Raw genomic sequence first — 21,242 nt, forward strand, 5'->3', positions numbered from 1 at the left:
AGACATGCTGAATACATTAGAAAAACTGTTTGAGAAAACGCTCTGGAACGGCCGTTTCGTGGTCGTGGTTGCGGTGGTGGCGAGCATGGCCGCCGCCACCGCGATTTTCTACATGGCCACGGTGGATGTGGTGTACCTGATCGGCCACATGCTGCATTACGCCGACCCCGCTCTAGCCGAGGAGGCGCGCAGGCTTCTTCACGACCAGACCATCACCCATGTGGTGGAAGTGGTGGACGGCTACCTGCTGGCCACTTTCATGCTGATTTTTGCGCTCGGCATGTATGAGCTGTTCGTCAGCGACATCGACGAGGCCAAAGGCAGCAAGACCTCCAGCAAGATCCTGGTGATCGAGAGCCTGGACGACCTCAAGGCACGGCTGGCCAAGGTAATCCTGATGATCCTGATCGTCACCCTGTTCGAGGAAGCACTGAACATGAAGATATCGTCCCCGCTCGACCTTCTGTATCTCGGCGGGGCCATCGCCCTGATCGGCGCGGCGCTGTTCCTGACCCACAAGGCCGAATCACATGGAAAAGAAACCGAACATCCTGGAGACTGAATCATGAAACGCATATTCCTGTTTCTCGCCACCAACCTGGCCATTGTCCTGGTGCTCTCAATCACCATGCGGCTGTTGGGAGTGGAGCCATATCTCACTGCGTCAGGGCTGAACCTGAGCTCCTTGCTGATTTTCGCCGCCGTGATGGGAATGGGCGGTTCCTTTATCTCGCTCGCCATCTCCAAGTGGAGCGCCAAGCGCATGACGGGTGCAAGGGTGATCGAGACGCCAGAAACCCCCGGCGAGGCCTGGCTGGTCGAGACCGTGCGGCGTCAGGCGCAGACCGCCGGCATCGGCATGCCGGAGGTGGCGATTTTCGACTCGCCCGATGTTAATGCTTTCGCCACCGGCATGAGCAAGAACAGCGCCCTGGTGGCGGTATCCACCGGTCTGTTGCAGGCCATGAACAAGGACGAGGCGGAAGCGGTGCTGGGACACGAAATCTCCCACGTTGCCAACGGCGACATGGTGACGCTGGCGCTGATCCAGGGCGTGGTCAACACTTTCGTGATGTTCCTGTCCCGCGTCATCGGCCATCTAGTGGACAAAGTCGTGTTCAAGACCGAGCGCGGTCAGGGTCCGGCGTTTTTCGTCACCATGATCATCGCCGAGATGGTGCTTGGGATTCTCGCCTCGATCATCGTCATGTGGTTCTCGCGCCGGCGCGAGTTCATCGCCGATTCGGGCGGCGCGGCACTGGCCGGAAAGGGCGCCATGATCGCCGCGCTGGAGCGTCTCAAGGCTCAGCACGAACCGGCGCCGTTGCCGGATAAAATGGCCGCTTTCGGTATTTCCGGCCGGGTGGGTTCAGGTTTGAAGCGCCTGTTCATGACCCATCCGCCGCTGGAAGAGCGCATCGAGATGCTGAAGCAGCTGCGTCCTTAGCGGTGAATTGCCGGATTTAGCATATCCTCCAGCATCTTGCCAACCGCCACCGGGTCGCGCTCGGTGCGCAACGTCCGGTGTAAAGCCTCCGCTTCCGGGTAGGCGACGCGCATCATTCCGAGCCATTGCTTGAGCCGCCCCGGTGCGTGCCTCTGGTCCATCCTGGCGCGCAGCTGGTCATAGAAATCGAGGACCCAGGGAAGCAATTCCGGCCAGTGCATGGCCTCATCCCCCGTTTTGATGCGTCGCATCAGATCCGGGCGGACGATGGCGCCGCGCCCGATCATCACATCGGTGCAGCCGCTGACATGGCGGATTTTTTCACTATCTTGTGGCGTCCACACCTCGCCGTTCGCTACCACCGGCAGCTTCACTGTTTCGCGGATATGGGCGAGCCATTCCCAACGCGCGGGAGGGCGGTAGCGGTCGGTCTTGGTGCGGGCATGGACGGTAAGTTCGTCGGCGCCACCTGCTTCGATGGCGCGGGCGCAATCCAGCGTCAGCGAGGTGTCTTCCAGGCCGAGACGCATCTTGGCGGTGACGGGAATGTGTTTCGGTACGGCGCGGCGAGTGGCGGCCACGATGGCGTGGATTTGCTCCGGATACTGAAGCAGAACTGCACCGCCGCCATGACTATTAACTTTGGGGGCGGGGCAGCCGAAGTTGAGGTCGATACCCGGTGCGCCCAGGCTGGCGATGAATGCGGCGTTTTCGGCGAGGCAGACCGGGTCGCTCCCCAGCAGTTGCACCCGCACCGGCACACCGGCCCGCGTACATCCGCCGCTGGCCAGCTCCGGCACGGTGCGCAGAAGCACTTTCTCGGTGAGCAAATGGTTGGTGACCCGCACGAATTCGGCCACGCACAGGTCGATGCCGCCCAGGCGCGTCAATATGTCGCGCAGGCTATGGTCGGCAAGGCCCTCCATGGGGGCGAGAATCAGGCGCATGGTTTTTTTAGCGGTTGAGGGACGCGTATTTTAGAAGAATTGCGGGCAGGTTGCTGGAAGTATTTTGATCTTATTGAGGACATCAAGATACGATGGCTTAGCTCGCCCTGTCGCAGGCCGGAGGCCGAATTGAGGGATGCTTTGGCAGGATTGGTGCTAATGGGTAATGCTACTGATGGCTCCTCAATAAAAAATGGGACAGTTTTCAGGCCTTTTGCGCTTGGTTTTTAAGCTCGCTCCCTGTTAACTTGATTCTTTCGCAATATGGAGCTTGTTCGGCACGGCGGAAAGCCCTGGTTGCAGGCTTCGCCCAATTTGAATATGGACCGTTGAATGCCGCCCGATTCCTCATCGGGCAGTAACATCCATCGTTGCCACCAGGCTCGCCTGCATGAACAAGCCTCGGCCAATGGAGGGAATCGTAAAACCGAGCGCTTCGGAACCCTTGCGCCGAAGAGTCTTGTCGCCGGAAGCCAGACTGGCTGTAATCAGTTCCGCTGATGGCGAAGGGATTGCTCCGTCCACAATGCTAGCCTGCCAGTTTTCGGAGGCGAGCAGGGTTGTTCCTGCCAGGCGAAATCCTCGGGCAGAATGGAAACGCCGCCAGGCTTCCCGTGCCAGTTTGTCCGCCAAGGCATGGTCTGCCGCCTTCCTGCTCAGGCGGGCGTAGTAGCGCAGGCCAGTCGCCGCGTAGGCGTAACCCTCCAACTCGGCGGAGCCGAACAGTTTGCCTTTCCCCATTCCTTGTCGCAGTCCATCCTTTTGCCACAGTTGCCTGGCCAGAAAATTCTTTACTTCATCGGCAGGTCGGCGGTAACGGGGATCTTCCGCCGCCGCTTCGCTCAGGGCCTTGAGCGCCAATCCGTTCAGTCCTGCCAGCAGCTTGTCGTCCTTGGGCAAATGGCGCTGTCGCCGCACCTCCCGCAACTTGCGGTAGACAGTCTCGAGTTGCGTTAGCTCCACCGCCGTCGGTTCGCGCATCTGCTGAGGCAGATAGCCCAGATCCGACTCCGCCGCCGCTTCCAGCCCCCAAACGCGCGAGGCCAGGGCGAACTGGTCCGGGCTCAGCATTAGCCGGAGCTGTTCCCTGCTCCAGAGATAGACTCCGCCTTCCCGCCCTTCACCATCCACCGCTGACGTGCTGGCGATGAAGGCGCCGGTTTCCGCATCGCGCATTTCCGCCAGCATGAAATCCAGGGTTTCGAAGGAGATTTCCCGGTATTGCGGCTTGCCCAATATGCGGGCTGCGCGCAGGTAAAGCAACGCGAGCTGGGCGTTGTCGTAGAGCATTTTCTCGTAATGGGGGGTGTGCCAGTCAGGATCGACCGTATAGCGGAAAAAACCGCCGCCGACATGGTCGTGCAGTCCGCCCTTCATCATCCGGTCGAGCGTCAGTTTCAGCCATGCGGCAAGCCGCTCGTCGGGATGGTGCTCCTGGATTTGCAGCAGGGATGTGAGCTGGGGCGCGATGGGGAACTTGCGCGCCTGGTCGAGTCCGCCGCGCAAGGAGTCTGCCATCGCCAAGGTCTCTTCCACCAGGCGTTTGCGCCAGGTCGCAGCAATATCGGGAGACGGTTTCACCGGGGCGGCTGCCACCGGTTTGCCGCTACCGGCAGTCTTCCTGGCTGCCGCCTTGAGTTCCTGGCTCCCCGTCTGCCAGCGTTCACTCAGTTTGGTTATCAGGCCGAGAAACTGGTCCGGTTTCGAATAAAGCGTGGCGTAGAGTGGATAGCCTTCGGGTGTGATGAATACATTGAGCGGCCAGCCGGCAACGCCACGGGAGCGCCGCGCAAATTCGATCATTTCGGCATCCAGCGCGGCGTTCAATTCGCGATCCACCTTCACCGGAATGAAGTCATGATTGAGTACTTCGGCGATTCTTGGGTCGCTGTAACTTTCCTGCTGCATCACATGGCACCAGTGGCAGGAGAAATAGCCAATGGAGACGAACAGCAGTTTGTTTTGTTGCCGCGCCAAGGCGACCGTGGCCGGGTTCCATTCCTGCCAGGCCACCGGGTCGGCACCGTGCAGTGCGAGGTAAGGGGAAGGATGATGGGCGAGACGGTTGGCCAGCGGCGCTGCCATCACCGTCAGAGGCAGGGCGAACAGGTACGCCACCAGGAGCCAGCCGAATAGCCGTTGTCTTGATGACCAGCCGATGAGTTTCCTGCGTAAACTCGTTCCTGCGAATTGTGTGCGCATAAAAAAAAAGGGTTCGAAGATAAAACTTCGAACCCTTCTATACTACATTTGTTCAAATTTTATTGTGGCTGTTTGGTGAGAATTAATTCGTAACCACCTGCCACCGCATAAGCGCCTTCAGCGTCAACGACGGCAAGACCACCACACAGCAAACCGTGCAAGTACGGGTGTTCGTCGTCAACCACCAGCCACGTCTGCAAGCCAGCAACCACGTGTGCGACTTCACTGTCACCGCACGCGCAAGCGACGGACGCAACACCACCACGCAAACCTTTACCCTGCGTGTCGTGGCGTTCGACACCAGTCCGCCGCTGCGGCCAGCTCGTTGAACAGTGTCTGACGCGGCGTACCGGCTTTGGTCGCCGCGACGGCACGATACAGATAGACGGAACGTCTTTCTTCCAGCCAGCACTTCGAGTGCGTGTGATGTCATGAATTGAGATTTGTCTGTTTGCGAAACTCTGCGCCTGCGTGTACCCGCAGGATACGGAATAGTCCCGCCCAGTCGTGGTTGGGTAGCTCCTGTCCAGCATTGTAATGGTTGCCGACCAGTTCCCGATAGGCATCGTCAAATACACGCGCCGCAAGGTGGTGGCCGAGCTTGCGGTAGCTCTCGAACTGCGCTTCGTCAAAGTCCTGGTCACCGGTGCTCTGGTGCGGAAAGCCGGGGTTGCCGGCGGCGTAGTTGAACACGTCCGAGGGGATGTCGCACGCCAGTGTGGGCTTGAGGTACAGCAGCTGAGCGTCAGGCGCGTCGGGATAGTGGATGCAGCCCACTGCCGCCGACCACAGGCTCAGGCCGCTGGCCGGGTCCGGGCGCAGCGGCGTGACGTCGATGTCGATGCGCACGCCGAAATCGGTGTAGCACTTGCGCATGGCGTTGCCGAGATCGTCGAAGTTGAATTTTGCATCCTGTCCGGCGTCGATGGCGACGATGTAGTTGCAGCGCCGCCGCACCAGTTCGTAAATGCCAAGGTTCTCGAAATGTCCGCCGTCCGACAGGTAGACGAACGGCGTATCGCTGTCGGTGAGGCCGAACAGCTCGCTCAGCAGGTAGCGTCCGCCCAGTTTCGGCCCATAGGCGCGCCAGGCGCTGGGGTGACACGGATTGCCGCTCCAGTGGCCGAGGCGCACGTTGAACACCGTCATCAGCAGGCTGAGCGCGGGCGAGCTGTGATAGCCCATGTTGGGGCTCGCCGCCGCGCCAGAAATCGCCATCGCCGTGCCCAGAAAGGCACCGTGCGGACCGTGATATTCGGCGCTCGGGCGGTAGCCGCCCTGGCAATGCGCCGTACTGCTGGCGGTGGTTGCCAGGCTGAAGCCGCAATGGCTGGGGGTGAAGCTGAACGCCGCCGCCTTGCGCTGCTGCCAGGCCAGATCGCTGCCTTTGACTAGGTTGATAGCAGTATTGAAAATCGGATACGGGCGCTGTACCAGATCGGCCAGCGCCAGGTCATCAGCCGGGTCGAAGCCGGTAAACGGCTGCAGTTTGCGCCCGGGCTGACGCGAGGCGCCCAGATAGCAGCGCACCAGCCGGTCGCGGTAAAAATAATACAGCGCAAACAGGTTGATATCGACGCGCCAGGACAGCAGCGTAGCGACCGCCAGACACGCCAGCGCCACCCCCAGCAGCAGCCAGCCGGATACCTGATTCATGGCGGCGAGGCAGTGATACGCATACTTCTGGATGCTGCTGTTGGCCGCCAGTGCGTTCACATCTACGCCGCTCAGCGCGTACTGCAGCAGCGCGCCAAGCAGGATCAGCAAGCCGCTGATGAATACCCACGGTGCGCTTTTCGCCAGCCATTCCTTCCACCACACGCTGCCGGATTTGGCGGTACCCGGCCCGGCACCCAGCAGCAGTCCGGCCACGGTGGACGCCAGCCAGGCCGCGCCACCGCCATACGCCCAGTGGCTGGCCCACAGCACCAACGGTAGCGCGTAAATGGCGACCATAAACAGCGCCAGCCAGGCCAGCCCGATAATCAGCACCCAGCCGCCAAGACGGCTCCACCACTCGCGCATGACGTTGGAAAAATCGCGCCCCATGAAGCCGATGTGCGCCACCACCACCAGCGAAAAAATCTTCAGGATCAGCGGCGTGCCCAGCCCCACCGCCCACCACACCGCAGTCTCGGCGGGCAGATAGCGCAAGCCGTGCACCGCTGCATAAAACAGCAGTCCACCCAGCGCACCAGCCGCCAGCGCGCTGAGCAGCATCACCAGACTGCTGCGCAGTGGTCGACGCAGCAGTTCGCGCCGTTCTGCCTGGCCGAATGCCAGACTCAGCAGCCGGCCGTACAGCCATGGCAGCGTGTACAGTAGCGCGGCGGTTTTCATCCATTCCAGCGGCGGCGCGGTGAGCTGTGCGCCGAGCAGAAAAAAGCCGTAACTGAACAAGGCCGCGGCCAGCAGCGTCGGCAGCACGATCAGCGTCAGCACCCAGCCTTGCTGACAGTACCAGCGCGGCGTCGCGGAGCTCACCAGATTGAACGAGGTCGCCACCACCGCGACCAGCAGACTCAGCCCGCCCAGCCCGAAGTAGACCGGGTGCAGCGCGTTGAGAGTATGAAATCCGCTCCACTCCAGCAGCGTGCCCAGCCACGGCAGCTGCAGCCCGGCCAACTGCGGCAGCGCGGCAATCAGCAGCCATGGCAGTAATAGCAGTGCCGCCATGCTCAGAATCAGCACGCTCAGATTGAGGTAGAGATTGCGCAGATAGGTCGCCACTGCGTCCAGCGTATCGGACGACAGCAGGCCACCGCGTGGCGTCAGGTAATTGCTGTAGCTGCGCAGAAAGCGCACCGCCGTCAGCTCATCGCCGCCGCAGACCAGCTGCGGTTCGAGTGCCGCCACGCTGCCATTGCCCTTGCGCCGGATCAACGCGGCCAGCCAGCCGCCGATATAGCCGCCGCCCGACACCGTGGACAGGTAATCGAAGCCGCGCAGCAGTTTGCGTTCGGCCAGTGCCTGAATTACGCCGAGATTGAAGGTGGCGCTGCGGATGCCGCCGCCGGAGAAGGCCAGGCCGATGCGCGGCGCGTCAGCAGGTGTGCCGTCCTGCACGCGCAACGCGGCCAGCACGGCGTGCTCGTGTTGCAGCATCGCCGCCAGAGTGAGGGCGGCGTTCGGGTCGGTTGGGTCAGGCTGGGGGGGTGACATGAACTGTGACTCCTTGAACAGAACAACTGCAAAGCGCGCCACAGAGATATCGGAGAACACAGAGATGAAGCGGGGTTGACCTGTTATCCCGGCTCATCTGAGGAGGGTATAAATTTACGCCAGGTACCGGCTTCTCCTCGGTGTTCTTAGTGCGCTCTGTTGAGGTTTCTAGGATCATGCAACCTTGGGATACATGCGCCGGATGAAGCGCTTGTCGCCGGTGGATAGTCGGGTGTTATTGGCGGTGCCCACGCCGCCTTGCAGCAGTTCAGGCGGGAAACTGTAGAGCATGATGGACTTGGCGTCGAACTTGCTGGCGTTGAGCTGATCGAGCGAATATTTCTGGATGATGTTGTGGTCGATGTCCGCCTTGCTCCAGTTATTCGGTGGTCCGCTGAAATAATCGTACACCGCCTGCAGGTTCCATTTGACGCCGCTCTTGGGGTTTTGGTGCTCGTGAATAGCGCCCAGCGCATGGCCGAACTCGTGCACCACCACGCGGCGCCACTCTTCATCGCCGGTGCTGTCGCGCAACCAGCCGAAATTCATGGTGGGCTCGCTTTTCCTGAAATACGCGGTGTGCAGACTATCGGTGCCGATTGCCGACCAGGAACCGTCGTCGGCTTCGAACGACACGCGGATTTCGGCTCTGTTCTGGCTGGCGCTGAAATTGAAGCTGATGTTGGCGTAAGGTATCCACATCTCGGCGAACTGGCGCACCTTGGCTTTCTGCGTGGCGCTGCCGTCCATGAAATACACGCCGAGTTCGCGTCCGACGCGCCATTTCTTGCCCGTCAGCAGCGCCATTTTGGCAGGATGCATCGAGGCGCCCGCCAACGCGCGCGGCATTCTGGGCTGGTTGCCGTGGTATTCATCGATTGCCAGCGTGGCGGCGACGATTTTTTGCTCAATCGGGATGATGCGGTCGATGCACAGGTGTAGCTTGGTTTTTTTGCTCATGATGCGCTCCTCAGTAGTGGCCTCAAATGGCCTGATTTTTTGCGATGTCCCAGCCTGCTGCGGCCGGTATTCCATCGTGATGGTGTTGAAATGCAGGCTCACCTGACCGGTGGGAGGAAACCCGCTGTCGTGTTCGGTTGCGGTGGTGGTCGTCGATTGAGTCATCGTCGATGCCGTCCAGTTCCAAAAAATTCAATTTTCATGAGTGTCTCCTGTGCCAAAGCGGCTTATTGCAACGAGTTGGGTTGCTGCGTGGGGGGCTCGGTCGGCCGGTGGCGCGGATACATGGGCAGACCGAAATCGAGATCGAAGCGGGGTGAGTCCCGCGCCCTGCATTTCGCTTCCAGCAGCACGCGGTCGAAAGAAAACTGTGCTGTGCCGCATTGTTCGCGGTCACTGTGAGTGACCTGCTGATCCTTGCAGCACCAGCCTGTGAAGGTATAATTTTTGCGCCAGCGCAACATCTCCATCAGTTCGCGTTCGCTCAGCTGGCGCGTGCGTGCCTCCCCCTGCAGGGTCATGATGTATTGCTGGGACACCAGAATGCGCGCCGATTCTGGGCGCACCACGGTGACGCTGCCCGAAAGTACGGTGATGCCGGTCTGCTGCGGCGTGACACGGATATTGATGCGGCTGTTGTTGATCGCGTCGAGCGCCGGACTGTCGATGCAGAACGGCTGTTTGTCGACGAACACCTGCCCGCTCAGTATCTTCGCCAGAATGCAGAAACCCGACTGCAGGCGTTTGACGAGAAAGATCGGATCGGTGTTTTGATCCAGCTGAAACAGGCCGCCGTCGCTAAATTCAATCAGCCCGCTGCTGGCGTTGCCGGTGGTGACGGTGTCTCCCACGTGTATCGCCTCGCCGCCCAAGGCGCGCGTGCCGTTGAGGAACACCTGACTACCGGCCACGCCGAGCGTGCCGATGCGCTCGTCCATTGCCGGTTCGCGCTGGCTGTTCGCGCCGCCTGCGTCGCCACCCAAGGCAAACAGCAGCCCCAGCATGGTGAACAATGATGTCGCGGGCACTGATCTCATGGCGTTCCCCTCGTTGGCGCAGCTGCACTGCCTGCGAACAGTGCTTCGACTTGCCGGATCTGCGCGCTGCGCACGGCGGTGACGGGCAGCCACAGCACGCGTCTGGCGTGCGCATCCCACAGCACAAAATCGCGTTCGGTCTGGTTGAGCAGGAACAGCTTTTGAGCATCGCTGCCAGGCCAGGCTGTCGCTGTTTCGAGGCTGATGACCGGCAGGCGGATCTGGCGCTGCAACACGCCATAGAGCATCGGCAACAATACCGTATAGAGCAGCACAATTAGCACAAACGGCGCGCTCAATAGCGGCCGCCAGCGCCACGGCGCGGCTACGCGCCAGGCCAGTAGCAGGAGTCCCACAGCCTTGATCAGCATCAGCAGGCTGTTGGCAAAAATGGCCTTGAGGCGGACGCTGTCGCCGCTCAGCAGCAGAGCGGTCAGGCTGCCCGCGGCGGCTTGACCCTGCACGAACAGCAGATTGGAGATTTGCAGCGGCGCATTCAGGCTCTGCGGGTCTTCGCTGCCCGCCAGTAGCAGCATCAGCAGCGCGGCGAACACCAGCGCGCGCGCCCGTCCAGATTGCCGCAGCTGCGCCAGACGCGCGTGCCAGAGCGATTGCGCCGCACGCAGGCGGCGACGCATGACATACATCAGCGGTGCCAGCACCAGTAGCACCAGCAGCGCGACAAAGCCGACGCTGATGAGCAGATTGAGCAGGATTTCGCCGAGCAGTCCAAGCACGTCGATGAGAAAGCGGCCACCCTCCGCGACATAACGCTCCTGACCGTAATTCACCAGTCCGGACAGCCCAAGCAGGTGCAGTTGCGCCGTGCTCAGCAGATAGCCGCAGGCATACAGAATCGCGCCGATGCCGGCCAGTGCGCCGGACAGCCAGCCAACGAAGAGTGCGATGCCTTTGCTCAGTTCCATAGATCGATTTTCCGTCGCATGCGCTATTCAGATAAGCGTGATGTCCATATACAGCGGCGCATGGTCAGAGGCTTTGGGCTCGTTCTCGCCGACGCCGTCGAGCCGCTCTTCTGTGACTTTTTGAGCGCGCCAGGGCAGGCCGCGCCGCATCACGGCAGGGTGAGTTGCGTTGGCCTTGGCAAGCCCCGCTGACAGCAACAGATAGTCAAGCTGGCTGTAGGAATTGCCGCCAGAGTAGTAATGCGTCCAGCGCTCGGTCTCGGGCAAACGCGTCAGCACGTTGTTGAGGCCTTTGTGATCGAGGAGGGCGGTGAGGCTGGTCTTGCCTTCTGGATAGTCGTTGAAGTCGCCCAACACCACGAAATTTCCCTTGTAGGCCGACTTCTTCCAGCGTGAGTCGATGATCGACGCCACGCGCTCGGCCTGTTCCTGTCGCCGTGCGCGGGTGGCATCCCGGCCTTCCATCATGGATTTGAAGTGGTTGAGATAGAGGGTGAGCATCGTGCCTCCTACCAACACGTCCACCTCCAGGCAATCGCGCGAAAACAGGAAGGCTGCGCCACCCTTGCTACGTTCCTCGCGGTGCGAGCGCAGCGCGGCGATGGGATGGCGTGACAGCACGGCGACGTCGATCTGGCGCGGGTCGAAGCTGTCGATCACCGCACGGTAGGCGTATTTCATGCCGCCGAGGTAAAACGAATTGAAGCGGTCCAGCACTGGCAGGCTTTCCACTTCCTGCAGGCAGATCACGTCGGCGTTCACTGCGCGTATGGCTTTGGCGGTGATTTTTTTCGAGGCCTCATCCTGGATGCGGAATGCCAGGTCGTTGATGCTGAAGCCGTCGTCCTCGGTGGGCTGGATGCCGTCCTTGAAACGGTAGCGGGCGAACAGGTTTTCGACGTTGAAGGTGGCAAGGCGCAGAGTGGACATGGTTGATTTCCTCAAGGGTTTTCAGAGATTACGCATCATCTGTTCCGACGATGTAATGCAATGCGCGCAGACTGGGCAGAAAGAAATATGCCCCGCCGCGTACCGTGACAAACTGCGGCAGCCCGGTCACGCGCTGGCGTAAAGCACCATCGTGCGGCACGGTGAAAGCGCTGGTTACCGGGCAGCCTGGGATGGCTTGGCGATTGCCGAGAAGCGGGTCGCTCTCGCCGCTCAGGCCGGAAAACTTGGTGCTTGCTATCCATGCGTTCTGGATGAATTCAAACTGGCGCGCGAGGTTGGCGTTGAGGCAAATGAAGTGCAGTCCGCGCCTGGGATCATCCGGCGGAGCGGGCGCCAGCGCATCTTCCGGTTTCAGCTCGCTGCCATATTCGCGGCCGCGCCGCAGGATGCGATGAAAGCGCACGGAAGACATCAGGTCGTCGCGGAACCCTTGCGGGCCAAACCCCAGCAGGGTGATGAGTTTTTTCAGCAGGCTGGCCGGGCGCTCGGGGAAGTCGGCATTACGCGGGTTGGCGCGCCGCACATGCGCTCCGAACGGACAGCGAGCGCCCGTCGGATCGTGATCGAAGGTGAACTGGTTTTGGCTGATCTGTTCCGGGTCTGTTCCTGTCCCTGGAATGGGCTGCTGCTGAATCGGCACCAGTAGATCGCCCGCGCGCGTCCGCCCCACCATTGCCGCCGCCAATTGTTGCGCTTCAGTCGCATTGCCGCCGCGCTGCTGGTAGACGAATTGCCAGAACAGACGCACATCCTGCTCCAGTTGCCGCATCACGAGATACGTCCCGTTGCGACCGAGGTCTTTCTTCTCCGGAGCATCCAGCGCGGGCAGCAGATCCGCACTCGCGGTACCGGGATCGAGCACAGGCCGGTCGGTGATCTTGCCGTACTCATTGCGATAGCCCAGCAAAAATTCGCCGAGCGCGGCCAAGTTGCTGTAGTCATACTCGACATGGGCAGCTTGCTGCTGTTCCCAATCGAGCTGTGGCTGGCTGATGCCGTCGGCGAAACCGAATGGCTCGACGCCGTCGAGATTTTCAGTCTTGAGCCAACGGGCTTCGCTGAACGCCTCCTTCCAGACAGCGCCGGTGCTGACTTGCACAAACGCATCGAAAGCATCCGGTTGGGCGAAGAACATGATCACCAGGTGCACCTCGTTGGCGGGCCCGCCCCATTCCCAATGTTCTGGTGCATTGATGCCCACATCCCCCAGTTCGCGCGCACGGTTTTCCTGCGTCATGCCGCCGCGAAACGCGTGCGAGAAGCCTGCGATCACCGGCTCGGCAACGCCGAGCGCGCGCAGGCCCGGCGCAGTGAACGCGACCTGCAGCGCCGTGGTCGGCGGCGGGGTCATCAGCATTGCGTTGCTGACCGGTGCCGTGCGCAGCCAGTCGCGGGCGGCAGCGGGGTTTTTGACTCGCACCAGCGCGTAGGTGGCTTGCGTCATGTGCTTGTAGCCAAAGCGCAGCAAACCTTGCACGTCAGCGTAATCGACTGGGTTCATAACAGGGCGATCCATTCGCGAACTGCCTCTTCGCTCATCGACGCGGATTCCAGGCCCCGGCGGATGCGCGTGTTGCGCTCCAGATCGATCGCGGTCAAACCGGGATAGGCCTTGTACCAGACCTGTGTCGGCAGGGTGTGACGGCGCAGGAATTCCTTGTATTTGCATTCGTCGGCGCAGCCGTCCAGCACCAGCCAGTTGGTTCGTGGATAGCCGACGCCGTTGCTGAAAGATGCATTCAGGCCGAAGCCGGTCTTGTTGATGAAATCGTCCATGTAGCTCTCGACGCTGCCGTCGTAGTTGCTGAAAAACGCCATGCGTTGCGTGCCGCCGATAAACACCCAGCGCGCGAAGTGGATCGAGCGGATGCGCCCGAGGCGACCGGGACGAACCAGATGCCGCGCGGCGTAGTTGACTGTGAGCAGTACGCCGATGGTGGTCAGCCGGCGCACCAGGCCCGGCTTTAAGCTGCCCATCGCGCTGAACTGGTTGGTGACATCGTGATCTTCGCCCAGCGCCAGCGCGTCGGAATAGGCCTGATCGACGCTGGGGCACAGTTCCGGATCGGTTTTCTCCAGATAGCGCAGGCGCGCCAGATAGAATGGCGCAATCACGATGAGCAGCGGCGACGCCAGCACCAGCAGCACGGGCATGCCGAGCAGGTGCAGCGTGTTGGCGATCCACCATTTGAACGGGGTCGCGCTTTCCTCGGAGAGTTTGAGCTGCCCGGCGGCTCTCTCTGCCTGAACGAACTGCGCCAGCTGCGCGTGAAGCGCACGCGGGGCAAGCCCTTGGAGCGCAGGCGCATGTGCCGCGAGGTGGCTTTCGAGCGCATCGTGCAGCGCCGCTTCTTCGCGCACCTGTACCACCGTGCGCCCGCGACAGTTCACGTAATTGGCGATGGCGCTGCTGCTCTGCTGCTTCATCCAGGCCAGCAGATCGGTGGCGGGCGTGAAGCCCTCGCAGCAGGAAAACAGCGTGCGCAAGCCATTCGCTGCGTGCCGTACCAGTGCGTTGAGGAAGCTGTCCTCGTCGCCGTCGATGTCGCCGAGCAAGGCAAAATAAAGCGGGTAAGCCGGGGCCGTCTCACCGTGGATGCGGATGTCTGCGCTGGTTTGGTCATCGAGGATCAGCAGCCGCGCGACATGCAAGGTATTGAACTGTGCGAACGGCAGCAGCGCGTTGTTCGGATTTACGCGCCCCGGTGCGTCGTTCATGGCGGCGAGCGACTGGCGCAACACTGCCTCGCGCGCCGGAACAATGGCTGCCAGGATCATGAAGCTGGATTGCGGTGTCATCGCAGTTTACTCATCGAAGCGCTCGTCACCATTGGGCTCGTAGTGCGGCACCGCGTTTACGGTATGGCGCAGCCTGGACAACTCGAAATACATGCGCTGCCGGGCGCGGCTTTGATTGCCCAGCGGACGATGCTCGGCGATGGTATGCCACGGGTTGTAGGAAAGTTTTTTGGCGAATGCCATTTGCTTCGGGGAATCGAATGTTTGTCTGGGCAGACGCAGCGTCGCCACTGCCACGCGCGGCGACAATTTTTCCGGCCACAGCACCCCATTGTTTTCGATCGGCATCAGGAATGGATCGGTTTGCAGTTGCAGGCGGATGTCGAATTCAACGTCGCCTTTGCTCAGCGCTGCGATCATCGCGTCGCGCAGGTAGTCGTCGGGCGGGCGCAGCGGCAGCCGCGGGATCGGCGTGCGCTGCTTCGTCTTTGGCCAGACCGAATATTGCATCGCCTGGCCTTCACCCAGGAGATACGGCACGCAACTGAAATAGGGTGCTTCGAACGGGCTGCTCTGCGTCTTGATGAACAGCGACTGCATGATGAGATCCAGCACGTGCGGGCGCTTGAAGTTGAGGAAATGGAATATCGACGCGTTCTTCAGGCTCCAGGTTTGCAAGTGCGCGTTGGCCCGGGTGTCCTGCGTGACGAAGGTCGGCGTGGAGACGCCGAACATATCCAGCGTGTGCCGCTCCTCATCCATCAGCTTCGCACCCGGCACGCCCATGAGCTTGATGCTGATGCTCATGAAGCCGACATCGTCGATGTCCGGCGTGATGTAAGGCCCCGGCCCGGAGAAACGCACCCAGGCGGCAAAGCTTTGCGGCCTGGCGTAAATGCCGTGGCGGAATTGCGGCGGGAGAGGGTCATGAACGATAAACTCGCCGCGCACAATGCCGTGCGTCTTGGTGTTGCCGCCACGTTCCATTCCACCGGGCTTCCACAGTTTTTTCATCTGTTCTTCGAAGGTGGAAATGATCGAATCGAGATACGCGGCTTCATCGGGCAGTGTTTTTTCCTCGGCGAGTTGCAAGCCTTCATCGTGGCGCTGCCAGTTAATCCAGGCCGTGACCAGGCGCGCCAGTGAGTCGCGCAGCAGTGCATCGAACGGTGGGCGCAGCCAGGGATCGATGCGCCGCTCCAGATGCAACAGGAAGGTGGACGTATCGGAGAGCCAGTTCAGCAACGCCGAGTCGGTATCTGCGCGCGGAACCGGACGACTGGCATTTGAGTTTTCGCTGGGCATGCGATGTCCTTTCGGCTTAGGGCGCGACAGGGTCGGGCAGGCAGGCACGCAGTTGCTCGAAACGCCGCGCGAGCAGGGCTTCGGGTTGGCCGTTCTGGGCGCGGATGCGCAGGCGTACGTCTTCAAGCAGTGCCGCCATGGCGGGCGAGTGTGTCCAGGTTTCGGTGTCGATGCCGCGCGCAGCCAGAATGCTGGGCGGCGGCATGGGGGATTTGCCGCGCCGTGTTTCGGCGATGTGCCACATGCTCAGGCGATAATAAATGCGTTCGGCGCAATGATCGAGACGGGCACTGACGGCAGCGTCGTCGCCGTGCAAAAAATTCGGCGGAAAGTTCGCTGTGCTGTCATGGCATAAGCCACACTGGGTGCGGAACAGGGCGTGCGCGCCGCTGATCTGGGAGGCGGCTTCGGTGCGCGCGATCGGCAGTCTGAGCGGCGCTATTTTGCGTGCCATGCCAAGCTCGGCTTGCAGGGCATGCAACAGTGACAGGCTGAACGGACGCGCGCCCAGTTCGCCACGTGCACGCAAGCGTTCCAGCGCGGCACTCAAATCGCGCTGCCTCAGCTGTTTGAGCGTCGATTGTTTAACGACGGCAGCGTCTAGCATGCCGGCCAGTCCGACGATAAAAGCGGTTTTGTCCGGCGCTTTCCAGATTTCCAGCGGTGGGCGCGGCAACAGCGGGTCGTTCGCGGCATCCGGCATTGCGGCCAGCGGGTCGCGGTTGGGCAGATCAGGATTGGGGATGGGCAGCCCCTGCGGCCATCGGGTTTTCCAGTTGAGATCCAGCGTCGGTAACGCGTTGGCGGCGGGCAGACTGCCGCTGCGGGCGTAATCCAGCGCTGCGGCAAACGCTTCCATGCGACAGCGGTCGCCTGTTTCGCCCTCGCCGCAGGCCTGTTGCCACAGCGTCTGCCAGACCGAAAATAAATTGGCGCGTTCGGTGGCTGCGTCGATGAAATAGGCGATGTCAGTGCCGGAGAGCTTGACGCCGTAAAAGTCGCGTCGCGTCGCGCGCAAGCGGCGGGCGATTTCTGGGTTGGCCGGGGTTTCGTCCCACAGCGGGCGGGCAAATATCGGTGCGGCGTTCTGGTGGCAGGCGAGGCACAAATTGCGCCGCGCGTAGAAAACCTGCGGCGTCTTGCCCGGCGCGTAATCACGCACCACCTGGAATTCGAAGCGCCCGGCGGTATCGTTGTAGCTGATGACTTCGATGACCTCGCCCTTTTCGTGGAAGCCGAGGAACAGCCGGTCTTGCAGCGGGGCGACCCCGGGTTTGTTGAGGCCGTCGGCGGCGGCAACCACGCGCGGAAATCGAAAGAAATCCGGTGCCCCAGCGTTTTTTTGCAGCGAGCGACCGAGCGGGATCAGCGTGGTCTTGAGCGTGGGCATGCCGCCCGGGTCGGGCTGCATTTGCGCCTGGATTATTTGCGCCAGACGCGAGTAGGGATAGGGCACCGGCGCGTTGCCGATGAGCTGATCAAATCGCGATCGCCCGAGCGGAGGTAGATCGGGTTGCGCCGGAGCAGGCGGCTGCGCCGGATGACTCCATGCTGGGCTTAGCGCCAGGCAAATGGCAAGCATAATCAGGCAGGAGCGGCGGCGCGCATCGGGCATCAGTCCGCCGGTCCGTACACTGCGCAACCGGCGGCAGGCAGTTCGAGCCACACTGCACGCCACTCGGGACGCGGCGCGGCGACCACCAGCGCGCTGCCGACAAAGCGCGCGCCGGTGTTGCGCCAGGTCTGCGCGTCAGGCTCGGTGCCGACTGTGTTGTCGTGGTCGGCGGTGGTGAGCAAGGGAGTGGTGCCGCCCGCTACCGGATTGCCTGCGGGGTCGCGAAAGCCAGCCTCGTTGCCGTCGGAAAAGCGATCCACCAGAAAAAAGTAGAACACCTGATCTTCCCACGCGGCGGGCGAAGGATGGAAATGGTTTTGCGTCAGCGCGGCAAAGTCGATATCGGCGAGCGTTTGCATGGCAATGTCCTCAGCGGGCAGCAACGACGCGCTGCTGCGTGCCGCTCCAGCATTCGTCCCTGACCTGGCCGGTCTCGAATTCAGCGCGGCCTGCGTGGTCAAGTTCCTTGTTGTAGAGCACGAAGTTGAGGATGAAGGCGTGGTCCATGTAGGCGCGGCCGAGATAGAGGCCCGGGCGCACCATGCGGATTTCGTCGCGCACCTTGAGGCCGCGCCGCCCGGCCAGAAAATCGGGCTTTTCGCGGTAGCCGCGGATGTCGTCGGTGAAGGCGTAGTCGATGATGATGGATTCGCGGCGCGAGTCGATCAGGCTTTGCCCGCAGTAGAGCTTGGCGGGAAACAGCAGCCAGGCATCCTTCCCATCGACATCGATTTTTGGAATGTCGCCGGGGCCGATGACCGGACGCAGCATGGCGAGGTCTTCGATGCGGTTGCGCAGGATTTTTTCGTCGCGGTAAAAAACCTTGCCTTTCCACAAAGCTTCGCCCGCGGTTTCCAGCATCCTGCCCTTGAAGTTGACGCCGAGACCCTTCAAGCCGCCGATGATCTCTGCGGCGCGCAACTTGCCCGAGCTGCCGCGCGGAAACACGATTTCGCCGTCGAACGCGCCATTGGGAATCGGCCCCGAGCCGAGCCGCGCGTAGAGCTGGTCGAGCTGCTCCTGTTCGAGGCTGGCAAGGTATTTGGGCGTGACTTTGGCCAGTTGCTTCAGTGGGATCGGGTATTCGTATTCGACCTGCGCGAAGTCGGGCTTGCTGGGATAGGCGTCGCCGTAGGGCGCGAAGGCGATGGCGGGCTTGCCGGCGAACCAGCCGCTGTCGCAGCCGCCCAGCAACACGGACGCCAGCAGCAGAAGACTCACGGATATGGGATGGGTCATGGGTTTCCCTTCTGGCTGACATAAAATGCGCCCAGTGCCGTGGTGGCCAGCGCCTGGATCAGGGACAGGGCGAAACGCGAATTCTTCAGATCGAGGTCAATCCCAGCCTCTGTAAAAGGCGAAAGCAGCGGTGTGGCCAGCAGCATGAGCAGGTAGAAGACGGACAGCCACAGCGCCACCCGATAGATGAAAGCATCCACCTGTTCGCTCTTTGCAGATTTGTACTTGATGTCGTGGAACATCACGCCGACGATGAGCGAGAGATTGGGGGTGACCGCGGGCAGATACCAGTCCCATAAACTCTCGACCCGCTCGCTCTGGCCGAAAGTCGTAATGAGATAGAGCGCCAGAAAACTGAGCCCCGCGCCGACGAACCAGACCAGGGCCAGCGTTTTGCGTGAGGAGCTCATGGATACCTGCATTCTAGCCTCCGAGCGCCTGGAGAATTCGGGCAGCTTTGAGATGCTGCTGTCCGTTGTGATCAGACGGTTTCAACTGGTGGGCAGCCGCACCATGCGACGGTATTTCGAATTCGTAAACCAGTGCGGTGCAAATCATGTCACTGGAATAGGGCAGTGCCGAGAACTTTGCGGGCAGAGCGGTGCCGCCATGGCCAACCCAAAGCTTGGCTTCGTCCATGAGCGGCTTCACCCCGCTGGCGACGATAGGCTCTGCAGTAAATACAAAAGCGATGACGCGAAACAAGCCAGCATCCTTGCCCAGCAAGGCTTTCAGATATGCCGCCAGATTGAAGGAAGTGAGGCTGACCGGACTCACCTTGATTTTCCAGCGTTGTTCAGCCGGGAGCGGTGTGGCATCGGGGTTGATCCGCTCAAGCTGGGTCAACATGGCAAATCCGCCCGGCACGGAATAGTAGCCGGGGCTGGAATAGCCGGCGCTGCCGATCGCGCGTTCCATCCGGGCCGCCACGCTGGCCAAGGTCGATGTGGCAGGCGCGTTGCCCACCACCAGCTCGCGCGGAATCGTCTGGTGGGTTGAAGCGTCCGGCGGCGGCCAGAACGGCGGCAGGGGTGCTGCATCCGGCTTGCTGCCAGCGGCCGAGTCGCTTGGCGAGTCATCAAGGCTGGCTTTCCAGGCCGCGGCGGGTCGCACATCCATGGTCTCGGGCTTGGTGCATTTTTTACCCTGGACCGCGTAGCTCACCGTGTCCGTTCGAATCGGGCAGGTGCCGAAAGCCGTGCCGAATGGCACCACACCCTTGATTACGCTGAGGATGCTATTGCCGCCATCCAGTACTTCGATGATGAATTCAGCATCGCTCACCGCGGCGCTGGCGACCGGCGTTTCTACTTCCAGCGCCCCGGATCCTGACCTGGTTTTTACCCACAACGCGCCCTTGTCGAGACGGAGGATGCGCGTGCTGGCTTTATCTTTTTCCCAGCGCGAGAGGATCATGAAACGGGTTCGGTAATCCAGTGCCACGCGAACGCCATCGCGAAATTGGATGAGCGCGCGACTGTCGGGTCCAGTGCTTAATACGTCGCCCTCATAAAGAGCCAGTGCGCCTTTGCCACGCAAGCGCTCTTCGATGCCGTCGCTGCGCGTCACCAGCAGCGTACCGATTGCATTTTTAGCCTCGCCAACAATGGTGCTTGCCGCGGCTACAGCGGCGGTCAGTGCCAGAATGAGCAAAAGCAACGCCTTGCCGATATGGTGACCGTGCCTAATTATTCCAGATCCAATCACCATCATCGCGACGCCACCACCCGGATCGGCTTTTTACCCAAAGGAACCGTGGCAATCAGAGCATTGCTTCCGGTATCGATTACGCGTAGATCGTTGGAGACTTCATGCCCTACATAAAGACGTGTGCCCTCGGCATTCGCCCAAATGCCGTTAGGCTTTTCACCCGCGGCAAGCCTTGCGACCACACGCAAATTGCTTAACTCGGTATTGACCACCGCGATCTGATTGGCGCCTGAAAGTGTGACGTAAGCATAGAGTCCGTTCATTCCCCTATAGGCGAATGCGATTTGCTGGGGGTTCGCACCTACATCGAGGCTGGCAAGCTTGGTCTGCGTGGCAGGATCAATGATGTAGATATCTTTGCTGCCAGAGTTTGCTCCCCATATGCGTCCGTCCGGGCCCAAGGTCAGAAAGTGCGGGCTCTCTCCCACCGGGATCGTCTTGATGACTTTCAAGCTTGCGGTATCCACCACGGCCACGGCCCGGTCCCCCTGGTTGCTGACATAGGCAAACTTTCCGTCATGGGAAAAAGCCAGACCGGTAGGCCCATGTCCGACCGCGATCGTGCCGACCACGCGATAAGTGGCGGTATCGACAATGGACACGGTGTTTTCGCCGATATTGGCAACCCACGCCTGGCGATTGTCGTTGGTGAGCGCCACCACGTGGCAGCGTTTGCCCGTGTAGATGGAAGCAATGGTTTCCAGCCCGCGCGTATCGATGACCGAGAGCCGGCCAGACGCCAGGTTAGTCGCGTATAAGCGGGTGCCATCGCGCGATAGCGCGAGGTCATGGGTCGAAGTATTTTTTGGATCAATCAGGGCGATCTGCTTAAAACTGGCCGCGTCGATCACCGACACCGAATTCGAGCTCTCGTTCGCGACATAAATGCGCGCTGTTGGCGGCGTCTGATCGACCGTCAAGCGACTTTTAAGCTGCTCCATCTCGGCGCAGCCCGACAGGATTAACGCAAGAACCAGGAGTCGAGGCGTGCTCATCGGCATG

The 21,242-nt window shown here is 61.1% G+C and carries 19 protein-coding genes; 3 read left to right on the forward strand and 16 right to left on the reverse strand.

Translation table 11 applies throughout. From position 1 onward, the window contains the following. The first annotated feature begins 4 nt into the window (after positions 1 to 4). Both SCT_RS03985 and htpX read left to right on the forward strand, forming a co-directional pair. Positions 5 to 562: a YqhA family protein gene (locus SCT_RS03985; protein WP_059419305.1), complete on the forward strand. Its 558-nt coding sequence runs from the start codon at positions 5 to 7 to the stop codon at positions 560 to 562. Between the two features lie 3 nt (positions 563 to 565). Further along, positions 566 to 1,447: a protease HtpX gene (gene htpX, locus SCT_RS03990; RefSeq protein WP_059419307.1), complete on the forward strand. Its 882-nt coding sequence runs from the start codon at positions 566 to 568 to the stop codon at positions 1,445 to 1,447. Here the strand turns inward: htpX and SCT_RS03995 are convergent. Both SCT_RS03995 and SCT_RS04000 read right to left on the reverse strand, forming a co-directional pair. Next, entirely contained in the window at positions 1,444 to 2,394 is a 951-nt protein-coding gene (locus SCT_RS03995; RefSeq protein ID WP_059419309.1) for a tRNA-dihydrouridine synthase, read from the reverse strand. The genes htpX and SCT_RS03995 overlap by 4 nt on opposite strands. A gap of 348 nt (positions 2,395 to 2,742) precedes the next feature. Further along, the gene (locus SCT_RS04000; protein WP_082098169.1) at positions 2,743 to 4,596 is read right to left on the reverse strand and encodes a thioredoxin domain-containing protein; all 1,854 of its coding nucleotides are present in this window, start codon (positions 4,594 to 4,596) and stop codon (positions 2,743 to 2,745) included. Positions 4,597 to 4,751: 155 nt separating this feature from the next. Here SCT_RS04000 and SCT_RS17290 point away from each other — a divergent pair, with 155 nt between their 5' ends. Next, positions 4,752 to 4,925: a hypothetical protein gene (locus SCT_RS17290; protein ID WP_159107878.1), complete on the forward strand. Its 174-nt coding sequence runs from the start codon at positions 4,752 to 4,754 to the stop codon at positions 4,923 to 4,925. A gap of 100 nt (positions 4,926 to 5,025) precedes the next feature. Here SCT_RS17290 and SCT_RS17465 read toward each other — a convergent pair whose 3' ends face one another. The 14 genes from SCT_RS17465 to SCT_RS04070 all read right to left on the reverse strand — a co-directional run bounded on the left by SCT_RS17465 (position 5,026) and on the right by SCT_RS04070 (position 21,235). Next, positions 5,026 to 7,758: a patatin-like phospholipase family protein gene (locus SCT_RS17465; RefSeq protein ID WP_159107879.1), complete on the reverse strand. Its 2,733-nt coding sequence runs from the start codon at positions 7,756 to 7,758 to the stop codon at positions 5,026 to 5,028. Positions 7,759 to 7,932: 174 nt separating this feature from the next. Further along, positions 7,933 to 8,883, reverse strand: a complete 951-nt coding sequence (locus tag SCT_RS04010; protein ID WP_059419317.1) for a hypothetical protein — start codon at positions 8,881 to 8,883, stop codon at positions 7,933 to 7,935. Between the two features lie 62 nt (positions 8,884 to 8,945). Further along, positions 8,946 to 9,755: a FecR family protein gene (locus tag SCT_RS04015; RefSeq protein WP_144408212.1), complete on the reverse strand. Its 810-nt coding sequence runs from the start codon at positions 9,753 to 9,755 to the stop codon at positions 8,946 to 8,948. Further along, entirely contained in the window at positions 9,752 to 10,681 is a 930-nt protein-coding gene (locus SCT_RS04020) for a hypothetical protein (RefSeq protein ID WP_059419325.1), read from the reverse strand. The genes SCT_RS04015 and SCT_RS04020 overlap by 4 nt, the downstream gene beginning before the upstream one ends. A 27-nt stretch (positions 10,682 to 10,708) precedes the next feature. After that, positions 10,709 to 11,611 (reverse strand): endonuclease/exonuclease/phosphatase family protein, encoded by a 903-nt coding sequence (locus tag SCT_RS04025; protein WP_059419328.1) that lies wholly within the window; start codon positions 11,609 to 11,611, stop codon positions 10,709 to 10,711. Positions 11,612 to 11,639: 28 nt separating this feature from the next. Continuing rightward, entirely contained in the window at positions 11,640 to 13,133 is a 1,494-nt protein-coding gene (locus SCT_RS04030; protein ID WP_059419329.1) for a hypothetical protein, read from the reverse strand. After that, positions 13,130 to 14,431 carry a hypothetical protein gene (locus tag SCT_RS04035; protein ID WP_059419331.1) on the reverse strand — a complete coding sequence of 434 codons (1,302 nt, stop codon included), beginning with the start codon at positions 14,429 to 14,431 and terminating at the stop codon, positions 13,130 to 13,132. The genes SCT_RS04030 and SCT_RS04035 overlap by 4 nt, the downstream gene beginning before the upstream one ends. Positions 14,432 to 14,437: 6 nt before the next feature. After that, positions 14,438 to 15,676: a hypothetical protein gene (locus tag SCT_RS04040; protein WP_237759601.1), complete on the reverse strand. Its 1,239-nt coding sequence runs from the start codon at positions 15,674 to 15,676 to the stop codon at positions 14,438 to 14,440. Between the two features lie 16 nt (positions 15,677 to 15,692). Further along, entirely contained in the window at positions 15,693 to 17,291 is a 1,599-nt protein-coding gene (locus tag SCT_RS04045) for a hypothetical protein (protein WP_059419332.1), read from the reverse strand. Next, a complete protein-coding gene (locus SCT_RS04050; RefSeq protein WP_159107880.1) occupies positions 17,291 to 17,650 on the reverse strand; it encodes a hypothetical protein in 360 nt (119 codons plus the stop codon). The genes SCT_RS04045 and SCT_RS04050 overlap by 1 nt, the downstream gene beginning before the upstream one ends. A 10-nt stretch (positions 17,651 to 17,660) precedes the next feature. Then, positions 17,661 to 18,530: a hypothetical protein gene (locus SCT_RS04055; RefSeq protein ID WP_059419336.1), complete on the reverse strand. Its 870-nt coding sequence runs from the start codon at positions 18,528 to 18,530 to the stop codon at positions 17,661 to 17,663. Then, positions 18,527 to 18,940 carry a hypothetical protein gene (locus SCT_RS04060; protein WP_144408214.1) on the reverse strand — a complete coding sequence of 138 codons (414 nt, stop codon included), beginning with the start codon at positions 18,938 to 18,940 and terminating at the stop codon, positions 18,527 to 18,529. The genes SCT_RS04055 and SCT_RS04060 overlap by 4 nt, the downstream gene beginning before the upstream one ends. A 13-nt stretch (positions 18,941 to 18,953) precedes the next feature. Further along, positions 18,954 to 20,243 carry a FecR domain-containing protein gene (locus tag SCT_RS04065; RefSeq protein ID WP_059419340.1) on the reverse strand — a complete coding sequence of 430 codons (1,290 nt, stop codon included), beginning with the start codon at positions 20,241 to 20,243 and terminating at the stop codon, positions 18,954 to 18,956. Beyond that, positions 20,240 to 21,235 carry a beta-propeller fold lactonase family protein gene (locus SCT_RS04070; protein WP_059419343.1) on the reverse strand — a complete coding sequence of 332 codons (996 nt, stop codon included), beginning with the start codon at positions 21,233 to 21,235 and terminating at the stop codon, positions 20,240 to 20,242. Before SCT_RS04070 ends, SCT_RS04065 begins: the two co-directional genes overlap by 4 nt. Between the last annotated feature and the right edge of the window lie 7 nt (positions 21,236 to 21,242).

This window comes from Sulfuricella sp. T08, assembly GCF_000971475.1.
In the GTDB taxonomy this organism is placed as follows: Bacteria; Pseudomonadota; Gammaproteobacteria; order Burkholderiales; family Sulfuricellaceae; genus Sulfuricella.

What these genes read in the sequence shown, in the direction of transcription:
- SCT_RS04020 (WP_059419325.1), bottom strand. Translation starts at nt 10,681, where the DNA reads ATGGAACTGAGCAAAGGCATCGCACTCTTCGTTGGCTGGCTGTCCGGC.
- SCT_RS04025 (WP_059419328.1), bottom strand. Translation starts at nt 11,611, where the DNA reads ATGTCCACTCTGCGCCTTGCCACCTTCAACGTCGAAAACCTGTTCGCC.
- SCT_RS04055 (WP_059419336.1), bottom strand. Translation starts at nt 18,530, where the DNA reads ATGACCCATCCCATATCCGTGAGTCTTCTGCTGCTGGCGTCCGTGTTG.
- SCT_RS04000 (WP_082098169.1), bottom strand. Translation starts at nt 4,596, where the DNA reads ATGCGCACACAATTCGCAGGAACGAGTTTACGCAGGAAACTCATCGGC.
- SCT_RS03995 (WP_059419309.1), bottom strand. Translation starts at nt 2,394, where the DNA reads ATGCGCCTGATTCTCGCCCCCATGGAGGGCCTTGCCGACCATAGCCTG.
- SCT_RS04060 (WP_144408214.1), bottom strand. Translation starts at nt 18,940, where the DNA reads ATGAGCTCCTCACGCAAAACGCTGGCCCTGGTCTGGTTCGTCGGCGCG.
- SCT_RS04010 (WP_059419317.1), bottom strand. Translation starts at nt 8,883, where the DNA reads ATGACTCAATCGACGACCACCACCGCAACCGAACACGACAGCGGGTTT.
- SCT_RS04030 (WP_059419329.1), bottom strand. Translation starts at nt 13,133, where the DNA reads ATGAACCCAGTCGATTACGCTGACGTGCAAGGTTTGCTGCGCTTTGGC.
- SCT_RS04050 (WP_159107880.1), bottom strand. Translation starts at nt 17,650, where the DNA reads ATGCAAACGCTCGCCGATATCGACTTTGCCGCGCTGACGCAAAACCAT.
- SCT_RS04045 (WP_059419332.1), bottom strand. Translation starts at nt 17,291, where the DNA reads ATGCCCGATGCGCGCCGCCGCTCCTGCCTGATTATGCTTGCCATTTGC.
- SCT_RS04070 (WP_059419343.1), bottom strand. Translation starts at nt 21,235, where the DNA reads ATGAGCACGCCTCGACTCCTGGTTCTTGCGTTAATCCTGTCGGGCTGC.
- SCT_RS04040 (WP_237759601.1), bottom strand. Translation starts at nt 15,676, where the DNA reads ATGCCCAGCGAAAACTCAAATGCCAGTCGTCCGGTTCCGCGCGCAGAT.
- SCT_RS04035 (WP_059419331.1), bottom strand. Translation starts at nt 14,431, where the DNA reads ATGACACCGCAATCCAGCTTCATGATCCTGGCAGCCATTGTTCCGGCG.
- SCT_RS04065 (WP_059419340.1), bottom strand. Translation starts at nt 20,243, where the DNA reads ATGATGGTGATTGGATCTGGAATAATTAGGCACGGTCACCATATCGGC.
- htpX (WP_059419307.1), top strand. Translation starts at nt 566, where the DNA reads ATGAAACGCATATTCCTGTTTCTCGCCACCAACCTGGCCATTGTCCTG.
- SCT_RS17465 (WP_159107879.1), bottom strand. Translation starts at nt 7,758, where the DNA reads ATGTCACCCCCCCAGCCTGACCCAACCGACCCGAACGCCGCCCTCACT.
- SCT_RS04015 (WP_144408212.1), bottom strand. Translation starts at nt 9,755, where the DNA reads ATGAGATCAGTGCCCGCGACATCATTGTTCACCATGCTGGGGCTGCTG.
- SCT_RS03985 (WP_059419305.1), top strand. Translation starts at nt 5, where the DNA reads ATGCTGAATACATTAGAAAAACTGTTTGAGAAAACGCTCTGGAACGGC.